Below are 14,238 nucleotides of genomic sequence, written 5' to 3' on the forward strand. Positions count from 1 at the left end.
GTGTGGCTCGAAACTAGCTCCGGTAGACCGCCGTGACGCTCAGCGGCGTGACCGCAGTGCTGCCACACCCCACCTCGTCGACGTACCCGACGTACAGCGGCACGAACTCGTCCGGCGGGTAGACCTTGATGCCCCACACCGGTTGCGGCTCGCAGACCTCCGGGTCGTAGTTGCCCGGATTCCCGAACCCGACGGTGGCGGACACGGAAGCTTCGTACGCCAACGTGATCAGGTCACCGGTAGGTCCGTTGCGGTATGCCGGGTTGCCGACCTGGGCATCGGCGCGGTCCACATAGGACACGCCGGGGAACCCTTTGAGCACACAGGCCCCAAGCCTGCGCATGGTGAACTTGATCTCCCGATACGCCGTCCCCGCGGCGACGCCCCGGTCGATGGACGTGATGTCCAGGTCGACCGACTTGCACGTGGGCAACGGCGCCGCGTTCGCCGCGACGGTTCCGCCCGCCACGAACGTGATCACCAGCAGAAGTGTTCCGATGAGTCTCCTCATGTCGTCTCCCGAGACATTGGAGTCATGACATGAAGGAGACGCCCGTCACATCGGATGGGTTGCCGCGCCAAAACGGGACGAAAGGCCAATGCGCCGAGTGAGCCGACAGCGCCGATGCTGCCGGGAACCCTTCAGCACACAGGCCCCGAGCCCGCACATGGTGAACCAGATGCCAAGTCAAGATCGCTAGCCGTGCTGGGCCCCGCCCACCCAGGGGGCCACACCAGCCACACTGTCGACCCTAGCCGCGAAAAGCGCTGTCAAGCCCTCCACCTGGCGATCTGTGGACAACTCGCTTCTCGAACCGAGTTGTCCACAGATCGCCGAACGGGCCCTTGACAGCACGAATCCGCCGATAAGTTGAGTCTCAGGGCTGTGTGGCGGTCAGCCCCCTGGGAGGGCGGGGCCCCACTCAGCGCGCGGTCGCGGGGTGAGGATGGCGCGCGGTCGCGGGGTGAGGATGGCGCGCGGTCGCGGGGTGAGGATGGCGTGCGGTCGCGGGTGAGGATGGCGTGCGGTCACGGGGTGAGGACGGCCCGCGGTCACGGGGCGAAGGCGGCGTGCGATCACGGGGCGAGGACGGCGCGCGATCACCCGGCGAGGGCCGCCCGCAGGCGGTCCTCCTCCACCTTCCAGTACCCGTGCTCGACGCCGTCGATCAAGAACACCGGCACCCGGTCCCCGTACTCGGCCCGCAGCTCCGGATCGGCGTCCACGTCCTCAACAGACCAGCTGACCCCCATCTCGCCACAAATCCGCGAGATCTCGGCCTCGGCCTCGTGACACGAGTGGCACGTCTCCCGGCTCATCACCGTGACGTGGTGCGTCATGACGCCCCCAACGGCTTCCGCAGCACGGCCCGGGCCAGCTTCCCGGTGGGCGAGTGCGGCAACGCCGGCGCGAACTCCACCGAAGTCGGCACCTTGAACTTCGCCAGCCGGGCCGCGCAGTGGGCCACCACGTCCTCGGAGGTGACCTGCTGCCCGTCCCGCAGCACGATCACGACCTTCACGGACTCACCGGTCTTCTCGTCGGGAACCCCGACGGCCGCGGCCTCCAGAACCGCCGGCATCTCGCCGATGACCTGCTCGACCTCGTGCGGGTAGACGTTGAACCCGTTCACGATGATCAGGTCGCCCGCGCGGTCGACGAGGTGCAGATCCCCGTCCGCGTCGATGAACCCGACGTCCCCGGTCCGGAACCACCCCGAGGCGTCCGGCCCATGAGCCCCGTCGGGCCAGTAGCCGCTGAACAGGTTCTCGCCGCGGGCGGACACCAGGCCGGTGCCGGGCTCGTCCTCGTCGATGTCGAGCACCGAACCGTCCGTGTCCACGAGCCGGATCTCGACGCCCGGCAGTGCCTGGCCGACAGATCCGGGCTTCGGCACGCCGCCCACCAGCGTGGACGTCAGCACCGGGCCGGTCTCGGTGAGCCCGTAGCCTTCGAAGACCGGGATGCCGATGGCGGTGCTCATCTCCTTGATGACCCCCGCCGGAAGCGGGGCGGCACCGGACGTGAAGAGTCGGACCGTGGCCAGCTTCTCGCGCAGCACCTCGATCGGGTTCGCCAGCAGCGCCCGGTACATGGGCGGCACGCCGACCATCGTGGTGACGCGGTGCTGCTCGATGACGTCCAGCGCGTTGGAGGGCTCGAAGCGCTCCAGCAGCACTGCGGTCGCGCCGGCACCCGCCACCTGCAGCAACCCCGGACCGAGGCCGTAGACGTGGAACAACGGCAGCGCGAGCAGCACCCGGTCCCCGGCCGTCACCGGCGCGGGGCGCAGCGAGGCGCACTGGGCGACGTTCGCGAGCAGCGCGCGGTGGGACAGCATCGCGCCGCGCGGCACTCCGGACGTGCCCGAGGTGTAGCCGAGAACGGCCAGGTCCTCGCCTCCGCGCACGGCTTCGAACGGCTCCCCGGCAGCGGAGACGTCCGGCACGTCCACGACCTGGGCGTCGGAGCCCTCGCCGTCGCCGACCAGCAGCGTGGCGCCGGAGTCGGCGAGGATGCGCTGGAGCTCACGCGGCGGGTTGCCGGGGCCGGTGGGCACCACGACGCCGCCCGCGCGCAGGATCCCGAACACCGCGACCACGAACTCGGGCGACGTGGGCAGCCGTACCGCCACTCGGTCGCCCGCTTCGAGACCGGAATCGGCCAAACGGCGGGCGAAAGCATCGACGGCACCGTCGATGGTTTCCCAGGTGAGGCTCACACCGCTCGCGACGTCGACGAGTGCGACGTGGCTCGGCCCCCGCTGTGCCGAAGCACGGACCAGATCTGCGACATTGCGAGCGGAAGTCAACATGGCCTCCTCATGAACAACTGAACGCTTCGAGCAGTCTTCCACGCGTGGCCAGCGTCACGAAGCCGTGGTTCGCGCGTCTCCAGTTCGCAACCCCGTCAGCTACCTACTACGGAGTAACAACACGTATGCTGCCGCCACGGCGACTCTGTGGAGGTGCCGCCAGCCGATGACCGCGCGGGCACGACCGAACACGATCAGGACCACCCGGACCATGACGGGAGGTCAGCACGACGACACCGCCGACGAGCCGTGGCAGCTCGTCAAGGCCGCCCAGGAGGGTGACACCGAGGCGTTCGGCGTGCTCTACGACCAGTACGTCGACATGGTCTTCCGCTATGTCCTCTTCCGGGTGGGCGGCGACCGCGCGTTCGCCGAGGACGTGACCAGTGAGACGTTCCTGCGCGCGCTGCGGAGCATCGGTTCGGTCAGCTACCAGGGCCGGGACGTGGGCGCGTGGTTCGTCACGATCGCCCGCAACATCGTGTTCGACCACGTGAAGTCGAGTCGCTACCGGCTCGAGGTCACGACCGCCGAGCTCCAGGACAACCGCGAGGAGACGAGCGGCCCCGAGCAGGAAGTCATGACCGAGGCGACCAACGCGGAGCTGCTCCGGTGCGTTTCCCAGTTGGGAGACGACCAGCGGGAGTGCATCGTGCTGAGGTTCATCGAGGGCAAGTCGGTGTCCGAGGTCGCCCAGCTCATGGACCGCAACGAGGGAGCCGTGAAGGCCCTGCAACACCGGGCCGTTCGGCGGCTCGCGCAGATTCTTCCGTCCTGGTTGCGGTGATCACGACGACAAGCGCGTAACCCAAAGCAGATCAACTTCGTTACTCGGGCTGAGATGGACGGTAAGGGAAGCACACCGCGGTGGCGGCACACAGAGCACGAGCGATTCGCCCGTGCGGTGGAAGGCGGTCCGCAGCCGGTCGCCAGTGATCATTTCAGCGATTCCGATCTCGCTGACGACCTGGCGATCGTCGAGATGCTCAGGGCCATGGACGTCGGCCCCGACGCCGAGACCCGCGCGCGCATGAAGCAGCGCATCCTCACCGCGCCCCCGCCCGAGAAGCCGCTGGTCCTCTCGTCGGTAAGACGCGTGGGAGCGCGCGCACGATTAGCAGTCGCCGCGGCCGCCGTGCTCTGCCTGCTGATGTCGCTCGCCGGTATGAGTGTGCTGCTCAGCCGTGACGCGCTCCCGGGAGACCCGCTCTACGGCGTCAAACGCACCGCGGAAGGCGCCTCGCTCGGCCTGACGTTCGACGACGAGTCCCGCGCGTTGAAGCACCTGGAGTTCGCCGCGTCCCGCGCCACCGAGATGGAGACGCTGGCCGATCGCGCCTCCGGTGAGTCCGCGCAGCTCACGGCCCTGTCCGACCTGAACGCGGACGCCATCGAGGGCTCGCGCCAGCTCACCACGTACGCCACCTCGTCCGACGAGAAGGCGCTCCCGGCGCTGCGCGACTGGGCCCTGGCCCAGTACGTGAAGATCGGCACCCTGCGCCCCCGCCTCCCCGGCGAGGCAGGTGCCCACGCCGACACCACGATGTGGCTGCTCGCGAGCATCGCCCAGCGAGCCCACGACCTGGCCGCCCGCGCCGGGTGCGCCGCCGTGGTCAGCGGCTCCTCCGACACGCTCGGCCCGCTGCCGTCCAAGGACGAGTGCGCCACCGTCGTGACCGACCCGAACACCGCACCGAACGGCGACCCGTCCTCGGCCCAGCCGACACCTTCGGGTCAGCCGGTCCCGTCCGGCTCGGCCACTCCGTCGACGCCGCCCTCGCAGCCGTTGCTGCCGGGCACCTCGACCCAGCCGTCCGCGGGCAAGCCGGGCACGACCACGCCACCGACCTCCGGCAAGCCCGGAATCACGATCCCGCTGCCCCTCCCGCTGCCCAGCATCTCGCTTCCGCTGCTCCCCGGCATCAGCTTCGGCTGAGTCGAGGGTTTCCGGCCGGACCTGATCGCTAGGCTTGGGACATGGCAGGCAAGCGTGACGTGGAGAGCGACCGGCTGGCCGAGCTGGCCGGCGAGGCATCGGCCGAGGCGGCCATTCAGGCTGCCGCAGCGGCCCCGGAGCTCGAAGCGTCGCTCGCGGTGCCCACAGACCTGACCGCCGCGGCCTTCTTCGACGTGGACAACACGATGATGATGGGCGCCTCGATCTTCCACTTCGCCCGCGGCCTGGCCGCGCGCAAGTACTTCTCCTCGTCCGACCTCGCCGGCTTCGTCTGGCAACAGCTGAAGTTCCGCGTGGGCGGGCGCGAAGACCCGGAGTCGGTCAAAGCCAGCCGCGAACAGGCCCTCTCCTTCGTGGCGGGCCGCAGCGTCGCCGAGCTCGTCTCCCTCGGCGAGGAGATCTACGACGAGCTGATGGCCGACCGCATCTGGAAGGGCACCCAAGCCCTGGCCCAGATGCACCTCGACGCTGGTCAGCGCGTCTGGCTGGTCACCGCCACCCCGGTCGAACTGGCCCAGATCATCGCCCGCCGCCTGGGCCTCACCGGCGCTCTCGGCACGGTCTCCGAATCGGCCGACGGCGTCTACACGGGCCGCCTGGTGGGCGACCTCCTGCACGGCAAGGCCAAGGCCCAGGCCGTCCGCTCCCTGGCGGCCAAGGAAGGCCTCGACCTGCGCCGCTGCACGGCCTACTCCGACTCGTCCAACGACGTCCCGATGCTCTCCGTGGTGGGCACGGCCGTGGCGGTGAACCCGGACTCGCAGCTGCGCGAGATCTCGCGTCGCAAGGGCTGGGAGATCCGCGACTTCAGGACCGGGCGCAAGGCCGCCAAGATCGGCGTTCCCTCGGTGCTGGGCGCGGGTGCCGTGGCCGGCGCGGTGGCCGCCACGCTGGCGTATCGGCGGCGCGTGAAGTAGTCAGCCGCCCGGCTGGTCACCCGGACTGATTACCAGGGCCTTACAGCTCACGCGAACCAACACCGAATCGGTGTCGAATAAGGACCATGAAGCCCGCCAAGGCCGCACTGACCGGACTGCTGGCCATCCTCGCCGCCTTGGCAGCCGGTCACCTGGTGGCGGCGTTCGTCGGCCCGAGCGCCTCGCCGTACCTCGCCGTCGGCAACGCCGCGATCGACCTGACCCCGTCCTGGCTGAAGGAGTTCGCGGTCAGCACGTTCGGCACGAACGACAAGCTCGTCCTGCTGACGGGCATGGCGGTCGTCCTGGCCGGCATCGGCATCGCGGCAGGTCTGGCCAGCCGCAACAGCGCGACCCCGGGAACCGTCGTCGCGGTCGTCCTCGGCGTGGCGGGCATCGCGGCCGTCCTGAGCAGGCCGGACGTCGGCCAGCTCAGCGTCCTGGCGCCGCTCGCCAGCCTCGCCGCGGGCGTCTACGTCTTCCGCTACCTGCACAAAGAGGTCCAGGAGGACCAGTCCCGGCGCGGGTTCCTGATCACGGCCGGACTGGCGGTGGCAGCGGGCGTCGCAGGTCAGTTCCTCGGCAGCCGCACGGACGTCGAGGGCTCCAGGAGGGCCATCGGCGACCTCACGCCGAAGACGAAGGCGCCGGAGATCCCGATCAACGCCGACTTCGCCAGGGACGGCACCCCCGGCTTCATCACCAGCGGCAAGGACTTCTACCGCATCGACACGGCTCTGAGCGTGCCCAGGATCCGCGCCGAGGAGTGGGCCCTTCGAGTCCACGGCATGGTCGACCGCCCCATGGTCCTGACCTTCGACGAGATCCGCCAACGGGACCTGATCGAGGAAACCGTCACCCTGACCTGCGTCTCCAACGAGGTGGGCGGCCCGTACATCAGCAATGCCAACTTCATCGGCATCAAGATCGGCGACGTGCTGCGGGAAGCCGGCGTGCAGTCAGGCGCCGACCAGCTCTTCAGCACCAGCGACGACGGCTTCACCGCGGGCAGCCCTCTCGACTACGTGCTCGAACGAGGCCTGATCGCCATCGGCATGAACGGCGAACCGCTGCCGGCCGAGCACGGATTCCCGGCGCGACTGGTGGTCCCCGGCCTGTACGGATACGTATCGGCCACCAAATGGGTGACGGACCTCAACGTGACCACGTTCGCCAAAGAGCAGGGCTACTGGATTCCGCGAGGCTGGGCCGCCAGAGCTCCGATCAAAACAATGTCACGGATCGACCGCCCGAAGGGCCTCAGCCGAATCCAGGGCAAGACGACCGTCGCCGGCACCGCCTGGGCCCAGCCGAAGGGCGTGGCCAAGGTCGAGGTCAGGGCGGACGGCGGTCCCTGGCAGGAAGCCGAGCTGGGCGCGGACGTCAGCGACAGCACGTGGCGGATGTGGCGCCTGGAACTCGATCTGAAGCCGGGAACTCACACGGTCGAGTGCCGAGCGACCGACAAAAGCGGCTACACCCAGGATCAGGCGCGGCTGGACCCGATTCCAGATGGCGCGACCGGGTGGCACTCGATTTCTTTCACAGTTCAGTAGAACCGAAAGCAGATCCACCCCGAATGTTCAGCGGACAGGTCGAAAGAACATTCAGGGAGTGATCGAAAGTGCGAAAGACCCTCGCAGGTGTATTTGCGTTCGCAATCGCAGGCCTCGCCGCGTGCAGCGGAATGGACCAGGCGAGTACCACCACGAGCACCCCGGCGAGCACGCCGACCACCACCAGCAGTGCCGCGATGGGCAACGGCATGACCAAGACCAGCGACGTCTTCGGACCGGGATGTGCGGGCGTGCCGCAGGACGGCAAGGGCTCGCTGCAGGGCATGGCCGAGGACCCGGTGGCCACGGCGGCGAGCAACAACCCGCTGCTCACCAAGCTGGTCGCCGCGGTCAAGGCGGCGAACCTGGTCGACACGCTGAACTCGCAGGAGTCGATCACCGTGTTCGCTCCGGCCGACCCCGCCTTCGCCGCGCTGGGCGACGCCAAGTTCCAGGAGTTGGCGGGCAACCCGGCCGCCCTGACGCCGATCCTGCAGTACCACGTGGTGCCGATGCGCTACGACGCGAAGGGCCTGCAGGCGGCCAAGTCGGTCAAGACCCTCAACGGCAGCGACGTGACCATCGCGGGATCCGGTGACAACCTCACGGTGAACGGCGCGCCGGTCCTGTGCGGCAACATCCCGACCAAGAACGCCACCGTGTTCGTGATCGGCAAGGTGCTCACCCCGTAGTGATCAAGAACCGATCCAGCGCTGGTCACGCCGTGTGACCAGCGCTGTCGTCGTTCCTGGGGGTGTGCGGCGCCGACTTTGTGCATGCGTTCACAAGCGGTACGGTGTGACTGTCACCAATGCCGCGGGGTCCCTGCGGTGAAGCACACCCGGAGGTCGGAGAGCGTGGCATCACAGCGGGGCGAAGGTGAGACGACCACCACCCCTGCGGAGCCTGCCGACAGGGAGCGCGCCCGCGCGATTCCCGAGGCGGCGGTGGCCAGGCTCGCCGTGTACCTGCGCGTGCTGTCCGGCATGGCCGACCAGGGCGTCACGGCGGTCTCCAGCGAGGAGCTCAGTCAGGCCGCGGGTGTCAACGCGGCGAAGCTCCGCAAGGACCTGAGCTACATCGGGAGCTACGGCACGAGGGGCGTCGGCTACGACGTCGAGGTCCTCGTGAGCCACATCGAGCGCATCCTCGGCCTCACCCGCAACCACTCCGTCGCGGTCGTCGGCATCGGTAACCTTGGTCACGCTCTGGCCAACTACGGCGGGTTCCCCGGCCGCGGTTTCCCGGTCACCGCTCTGTTCGACGTGGACGAGGATCTCGTAGGAATCCCTGTTGGGGGCATTCCCGTCAGCCACATCGACGACATCACCGCGGTCTGCCTGGAACGCGAGGTCTCGATCGGCGTGATCGCGACGCCGCCGCCCGCCGCTCAGTCGGTTTGCGACCGTTTGGTATCTGCGGGCGTCCAGTGCATTCTGAACTTTGCACCAGTTGTCCTTCAGGTTCCAGACAACGTCGAGGTGCGCAAGGTTGACTTGGCGGTCGAGATGCAGATCCTGTCGTTCCACGTCGCTCGACGTGCGGATGAAGCTGCCAGCGTCTCGGTCGGCAACAACGGACTCGGTGTGGACGGGATGGTGATTCGCCCGTGAGCGTGAGCCAGACGGCTCCGGCAGACGTGGTGAGTACATGAGTGTGCTCGTAGTCGGTCTGTCGCACCGCACCGCCCCAGTCCCGGTCCTGGAACGCGTCACCGTGGCCGAGCCGAACCTGCCCAAGGTGCTCGGCCAGCTGCTCGCCGCCCCCAGCGTCTCCGAGGCGATGGTCCTGTCGACCTGCAACAGGGTCGAGGTCTACGCCGTCGTCGAGTCGTTCCACGGCGGCATGTCCGAGGTCGTCGACGTGCTCGCGCAGCACGCCCAGGTCGACCCGCAGTCGCTCTACGAGCACTTTTACGTGCATTACGCCGCCGCTGCCGTGGAACACCTGTTCTCCGTCGCGGCGGGCCTCGACTCGATGGTCGTCGGCGAGTCCCAGATCCTCGGCCAGCTGCGCGGTGCGTACGCGGCGGCGGACGAGGCGGGCACCGTCGGCAAGACCGTCCACGAACTCACTCAGAACGCGCTGCGCGTCGGCAAGCGCGTGCACACCGAGACCGGTATCGACCACGCGGGTGCGTCGGTCGTGTCCGAGGCCCTCGGTGACGCCGAAGCCGCGCTGGGCACCCTCGTGGGCAAGCGCGCGCTGCTCGTCGGCGCCGGAGCGATGGGCGGCCTGGCCGCCGCGCACCTGCGCAGGGCGGGCGTCGGCGAGGTCGTCATCGCCAACCGCACGCAGGCCAACGGTGTGCGTTTGGCCACGTCACTGAGGTCGGAGGGCGTCCCCGCGACAGCCGTCGACCTGACCCAGCTGGCCGGCGAACTGGATCTCGCGGACATCGTCTTCGCGTGCACCGGGTCGGTCGACACGGTGGTCCGCGCGGACATGATCAGCGCCCGTCAGCGGCCGCTCGTCGTGTGCGACCTCGGCCTGCCCAAGGACGTCGACCCGGCCGCGGCCGAGCTGCCGAACGTTCGTGTGGTGGACCTGGAAACGCTGCAGCGCCGCCTCTCGGACGCGCCGGCGGGCCACGACGCGCGCATGGCGGCCCGGCTGGTCGCCGACGAGGTGAAGGCTTACCTCGCGAGCCAGCGGTCCGCCGAGGTCACCCCGACCGTCACGGCACTGCGCAAGCGGGCCGCCGAGGTGGTCGACGCCGAGCTGCTCCGCCTTGATTCGCGACTTCCCGAACTGGACGCCGCGACACGCGGTGAATTGGCCAAGACGGTGCGCCGCGTTGTAGACAAGCTCCTGCACACGCCGACCGTCAGGGTGAAGGAGCTCGCCTCCTCGCCCGGTGGTACGGGCTACGCGGAGGCTCTCCGCGAACTGTTCGGGCTCGACCCCCAGACGCCTGGGACGGTCAGTCAGACCAAGAAGTCTTCTGTGGATGGTGAAACGCGGTGACCCGCACCCTACGGATCGGTACCCGAGGCAGCGCACTGGCGCTCGCGCAGACGGGGACCGTGGCCGAGGCGCTCAAGGCTGCCGGAGCTCAGGTCGAGATCGTCGTCATCAAGACGCCGGGCGACCTGTCCGACGCGCCCATCGCGCAGATCGGCATCGGCGTGTTCACGTCGGCCCTGCGTGACGCGCTCGCGTCCGGCGAGATCGACATCGCCGTCCACTCCTACAAGGACCTCCCGACGGCGCCGGACCCCCGGCTGGTGCTGGCGGCGGTGCCCCAGCGCGAAGACCCGCGTGACGCCCTGGTGGCGCGCGACGGTCTCACGCTCGGCGAGCTGCCGCCGGGGTCCACTGTGGGCACCGGTTCTCCGCGCCGCGCGGCCCAGCTGGAGGCTCTCGGCCTCGGGCTGACGATCGTTCCGTTGCGCGGCAACGTGGACACCCGCATCGGCAAGGTCAAAAACGGCGAGCTCGACGCCGTGGTGCTGGCTCGCGCCGGCATCTCGCGCCTCGGTCGCACGAGCGAGATCACCGAGAACCTGGAGCCCATCCAGATGCTTCCCGCACCCGCGCAGGGTGCGTTGGCAGTCGAGTGCCGGATCGACGACGTCGATGCCGAGCACCTGATCCAGTCCACTTTGGACGATTCGGCCAGCCGGGCCGCTGTGACCGCCGAGCGCGCCATGCTGGCCGCGCTCGAAGCGGGCTGCAGCGCGCCGGTCGGCGCGCTGGCCGATGTGGTGGAAGACCTCGATGACGAGGGCAAGGTCGTGTACCGACTTTCCCTGCGCGGGGTCGCAGCGACGCCGGAGAACGATCTCCTCCGCGCGTCCGCCACCGGTGACTTGACCGAAGCTGAGGGACTCGGCCGGGCGCTGGCCGCCGAGTTGCTCGACCTCGGGGCCGCGGTTCTCAGCGGTCCAGAGGCGTAATCGATGGGGAGTGCCCTGATGACCCGCGCACGCAAGACCCCCGGACGCATCGCCTTCGTGGGCTCCGGCCCAGGCGACACCGGGCTGCTCACGGTCCGGGCCCACGACTTGCTCACCCGTGCGGAGCTCGTGGTCACCGATCCAGACGTCCCCTCGGACGTCCTCGCGACCGTGGCCGAGGGAGTCGAGGTCCGCCCCGCTGTCGGGGAGTCCGCCGACGTGGCCAAGGACCTGGTGAACGAGGCGCGCAACGGCGCGACAGTCGTTCGCCTGGTCGCGGGCGACCCGCTGACTCTCGACTCGGTCGTGAAGGAAGCGCAGGCGGTCGCGAAGTCGACGATCCCGTTCGACGTCGTTCCCGGCGTGCCTTCCGGTACCGCGGTTCCCGCCTACGCGGGTGTCGCGCTCGGCGGTGTGCACACCGAGGTCGACGTGCGCGCGGTGAGCGACTGGGCAGGCCTCGCCGGCGCGCCCGGCACGCTCGTCCTGCACGCGACCGGCTCGCACCTCGCCGAGGCCGCGTCCAACCTGGTCGAGAACGGCCTGGCGTCCCAGACGCCGGTCGCCGTGACCGCCGAGGGCACCGGCTTCCAGCAGCGCACCATCGACACGACGCTGGCCTCGCTGGCCGCCGACGCCGGTGAGCTGAGCGGCCCGCTGGTCGTCACGGTCGGTGCCGCCGCCGCTGCACGGTCGAAGCTCTCCTGGTGGGAGTCGCGGGCGCTGTACGGCTGGCGCGTGCTGGTCCCGCGGACCAAGGAGCAGGCCGGCGCGATGAGCGAGCGGCTGCACTCCCACGGCGCGATCGCCGTCGAGGTGCCGACGATCTCCGTCGAGCCGCCCCGCAGCCCTGCGCAGATGGAGCGTTCGGTAAAGGGTCTGGTCGACGGCCGCTACCAGTGGGTCGTCTTCACCTCGACCAACGCCGTCCGCGCCGTGTGGGAGAAGTTCCGCGAGTTCGGCCTGGACGCCCGTGCGTTCTCCGGCGTGAAGATCGCCTGCGTCGGTGAGGCCACGGCCGCGAAGGTGCGCTCGTTCGGCATCATCCCCGAGCTCGTGCCGTCCGGTGAGCAGTCGTCGGAGGGCCTCCTCAACGACTTCCCGCCGTACGACGACATCCTGGACCCGGTCGACCGCGTGCTGCTGCCGCGGGCCGACATCGCCACCGAGACGCTGGCCGCGGGCCTTCGTGAGCGTGGCTGGGAGATCGACGACGTGACGGCGTACCGCACCGTGCGTGCGGCCCCGCCGCCCGCCGACACCCGCGAGATGATCAAGTCCGGTGGCTTCGACGCGGTGTGCTTCACCTCGTCGTCGACCGTGCGGAACCTGGTCGGCATCGCGGGCAAGCCGCACGCCCGCACGCTCGTCGCGTGCATCGGCCCGCAGACCGCCGAGACGGCGCGGGAGTTCGGCCTCCGGGTCGACGTGCAGCCCGAGGAGGCGAACGTGCCCGCGCTGGTCGACGCGCTGGCCGCCCACGCCGCCCGGTTGCGCGCCGAGGGAGCGCTGCCTCCTCCGCGCAAGACCAAGCGTCTGCGCCGCAGCTAGACAAGTGAAGCCGTCGGGGCCGCTCAAGATCCTTTGAGTGGCCCCTTCGACTCTCTCCGTCAGGGAGTCAGAGATGTACCCACTGCACCGGCCCCGGCGTCTGCGCACGACGCCCGCCATGCGCCGCCTGGTCAGCGAGACCGAGGTGCGCCCGAGGCAGCTCGTGCTGCCGATGTTCGTCAAGGAAGGCCTGGCCGAGCCCGCGGAGATCGCGAGCATGCCGGGCGTCCGGCAGCACACCCGTGACTCGTTGCGGAAGGCCGCGGTCGAGGCGGTGCAGGCCGGTGTCGGCGGCATCATGCTGTTCGGCGTTCCCGCCGAGCGCGATGCTGTCGGTTCGGGCGCGACCGACCCGGACGGCATTCTCAACGCGGCACTGGGCGATCTCCGCGCGGAGCTGGGCGACAGCACCGTGCTGATGTCCGACTGCTGCCTCGACGAGTTCACCGACCACGGCCACTGCGGCGTGCTCGCCGCCGACGGCACGGTCGACAACGACGCGACCCTTGAGGTCTACGGCGAGATGGCCGTGGCCCAGGCCCGTGCCGGTGCTCACGTCGTCGGTCCCAGCGGCATGATGGACGGCCAGATCGCCTTCATCCGGGGCGCTCTGGACCAGGCGGGCCTGCAGGACACCGGGATCCTCGCCTACTCGGCCAAGTACGCCTCGGCGTTCTACGGCCCGTTCCGCGACGCCGTCGAGTCGCAGCTGTCGGGCGACCGCAAGACCTACCAGCAGGACCCCGCGAACGGCCGGGAGGCGTTGCGCGAGGTGCAGCTGGACCTCGCCGAGGGCGCGGACATGGTCATGGTCAAGCCGGCGCTGCTGTACCTGGACGTGCTGCGGTCGGTTGCCGAGATCTCGGACGTTCCCGTTGCGGCGTACCAGATCTCGGGTGAGTACGCGATGATCGAGGCCGCCGCGCAGAACGGCTGGATCGACCGCGAGCGCTCGATTCTGGAGTCGCTCACGTCGATTCGCCGTGCGGGTGCGGACATCGTCCTGACGTACTGGGCCGTGGAAGCGGCGCGGTGGCTGGACAGGTAGACACCGCTGTCCCGAGGTTGATCAACGTCTCGCGCTGGCTGTGGATCGCCAGCGCGGGCATCGGGATGGTCAGGTTCGTCGCGCAGCTCTTCGACCGCGAGACGCTCATCGCCGAGGCGCGCCGGCAGAACCCGGCACTCGGGCAGGACCAGATCGACGCCGGCGTGAACGGCGGGATCATGTTCGGGTTGCTGATCGCCGTCGCGATGCTCGTCGCGTACACGCGGCTGGCGAACACCATGGCGCGCGGCCGGAACTGGGCGCGTGTAGTGCTGACGGTGCTGGGTGCGGCGTCCGTCGCGTTCGGACTGTTCCGCCTGGTCGCGTTCGGCAGCGGGGTGGCGGCGTCCGTCGGAGTGGAGATGCGGCCGGTCGATCTCGGCGTCACGTTCGTCACGACGGTGATGGACACCACCGCGATCGTGCTGATGTACCGCGTGTCGGCGCACTTCAGGAGGCGCGTCACGGTGGACAGCGACTTCCTGCGGCCCTAG

General features: G+C 69.5%; 14 protein-coding genes. 11 read left to right on the plus strand and 3 right to left on the minus strand.

Annotated elements, in window-relative coordinates:
- Positions 1-13: 13 nt before the first annotated feature.
- The 3 genes from ABZX92_RS17800 to ABZX92_RS17810 form a co-directional block, all read right to left on the minus strand.
- On the minus strand, positions 14-511 hold the full coding sequence (locus ABZX92_RS17800) for a DUF4232 domain-containing protein (protein WP_355560049.1): 498 nt from the start codon (positions 509-511) through the stop codon (positions 14-16).
- A 590-nt stretch (positions 512-1,101) separates the two neighbouring features.
- Entirely contained in the window at positions 1,102-1,341 is a 240-nt protein-coding gene (locus ABZX92_RS17805) for a glutaredoxin family protein (protein ID WP_355560052.1), read from the minus strand.
- A complete protein-coding gene (locus ABZX92_RS17810; RefSeq protein WP_355560054.1) occupies positions 1,338-2,816 on the minus strand; it encodes an AMP-binding protein in 1,479 nt (492 codons plus the stop codon). Before ABZX92_RS17810 ends, ABZX92_RS17805 begins: the two co-directional genes overlap by 4 nt.
- 211 nt (positions 2,817-3,027) lie before the next feature.
- Here ABZX92_RS17810 and ABZX92_RS17815 point away from each other — a divergent pair, with 211 nt between their 5' ends.
- The 11 genes from ABZX92_RS17815 (at position 3,028) to ABZX92_RS17865 (ending at position 14,238) form a co-directional block, all read left to right on the plus strand.
- Complete coding sequence (locus tag ABZX92_RS17815) at positions 3,028-3,603, plus strand: sigma-70 family RNA polymerase sigma factor (RefSeq protein WP_355560181.1); 576 nt, start codon at positions 3,028-3,030, stop codon at positions 3,601-3,603.
- Positions 3,604-3,657: 54 nt separating this feature from the next.
- Positions 3,658-4,752 (plus strand): DUF5667 domain-containing protein, encoded by a 1,095-nt coding sequence (locus tag ABZX92_RS17820; RefSeq protein ID WP_355560057.1) that lies wholly within the window; start codon positions 3,658-3,660, stop codon positions 4,750-4,752.
- Positions 4,753-4,793: 41 nt separating this feature from the next.
- Positions 4,794-5,690 carry an HAD-IB family hydrolase gene (locus ABZX92_RS17825; protein WP_355560060.1) on the plus strand — a complete coding sequence of 299 codons (897 nt, stop codon included), beginning with the start codon at positions 4,794-4,796 and terminating at the stop codon, positions 5,688-5,690.
- A gap of 86 nt (positions 5,691-5,776) precedes the next feature.
- The gene (locus tag ABZX92_RS17830) at positions 5,777-7,246 is read left to right on the plus strand and encodes a molybdopterin-dependent oxidoreductase (RefSeq protein WP_355560063.1); all 1,470 of its coding nucleotides are present in this window, start codon (positions 5,777-5,779) and stop codon (positions 7,244-7,246) included.
- Between the two features lie 131 nt (positions 7,247-7,377).
- Positions 7,378-7,938: a fasciclin domain-containing protein gene (locus tag ABZX92_RS17835; protein ID WP_355560066.1), complete on the plus strand. Its 561-nt coding sequence runs from the start codon at positions 7,378-7,380 to the stop codon at positions 7,936-7,938.
- 240 nt (positions 7,939-8,178) lie between these two features.
- Positions 8,179-8,859 carry a redox-sensing transcriptional repressor Rex gene (locus ABZX92_RS17840; protein WP_355560184.1) on the plus strand — a complete coding sequence of 227 codons (681 nt, stop codon included), beginning with the start codon at positions 8,179-8,181 and terminating at the stop codon, positions 8,857-8,859.
- A 37-nt stretch (positions 8,860-8,896) separates the two neighbouring features.
- Positions 8,897-10,213 carry a glutamyl-tRNA reductase gene (locus ABZX92_RS17845; protein WP_355560069.1) on the plus strand — a complete coding sequence of 439 codons (1,317 nt, stop codon included), beginning with the start codon at positions 8,897-8,899 and terminating at the stop codon, positions 10,211-10,213.
- Positions 10,210-11,145 carry a hydroxymethylbilane synthase gene (gene hemC / locus ABZX92_RS17850; RefSeq protein ID WP_355560071.1) on the plus strand — a complete coding sequence of 312 codons (936 nt, stop codon included), beginning with the start codon at positions 10,210-10,212 and terminating at the stop codon, positions 11,143-11,145. Before ABZX92_RS17845 ends, hemC begins: the two co-directional genes overlap by 4 nt.
- An 18-nt stretch (positions 11,146-11,163) precedes the next feature.
- Entirely contained in the window at positions 11,164-12,696 is a 1,533-nt protein-coding gene (locus ABZX92_RS17855; protein WP_355560073.1) for a bifunctional uroporphyrinogen-III C-methyltransferase/uroporphyrinogen-III synthase, read from the plus strand.
- Between the two features lie 73 nt (positions 12,697-12,769).
- Positions 12,770-13,744: a porphobilinogen synthase gene (gene hemB / locus ABZX92_RS17860; RefSeq protein WP_355560075.1), complete on the plus strand. Its 975-nt coding sequence runs from the start codon at positions 12,770-12,772 to the stop codon at positions 13,742-13,744.
- A complete protein-coding gene (locus tag ABZX92_RS17865; RefSeq protein ID WP_355560077.1) occupies positions 13,729-14,238 on the plus strand; it encodes a hypothetical protein in 510 nt (169 codons plus the stop codon). The genes hemB and ABZX92_RS17865 overlap by 16 nt, the downstream gene beginning before the upstream one ends.

The sequence above is a fragment of the Lentzea sp. NPDC006480 genome, from assembly GCF_040611995.1.
GTDB lineage: Bacteria > Actinomycetota > Actinomycetes > Mycobacteriales > Pseudonocardiaceae > Lentzea.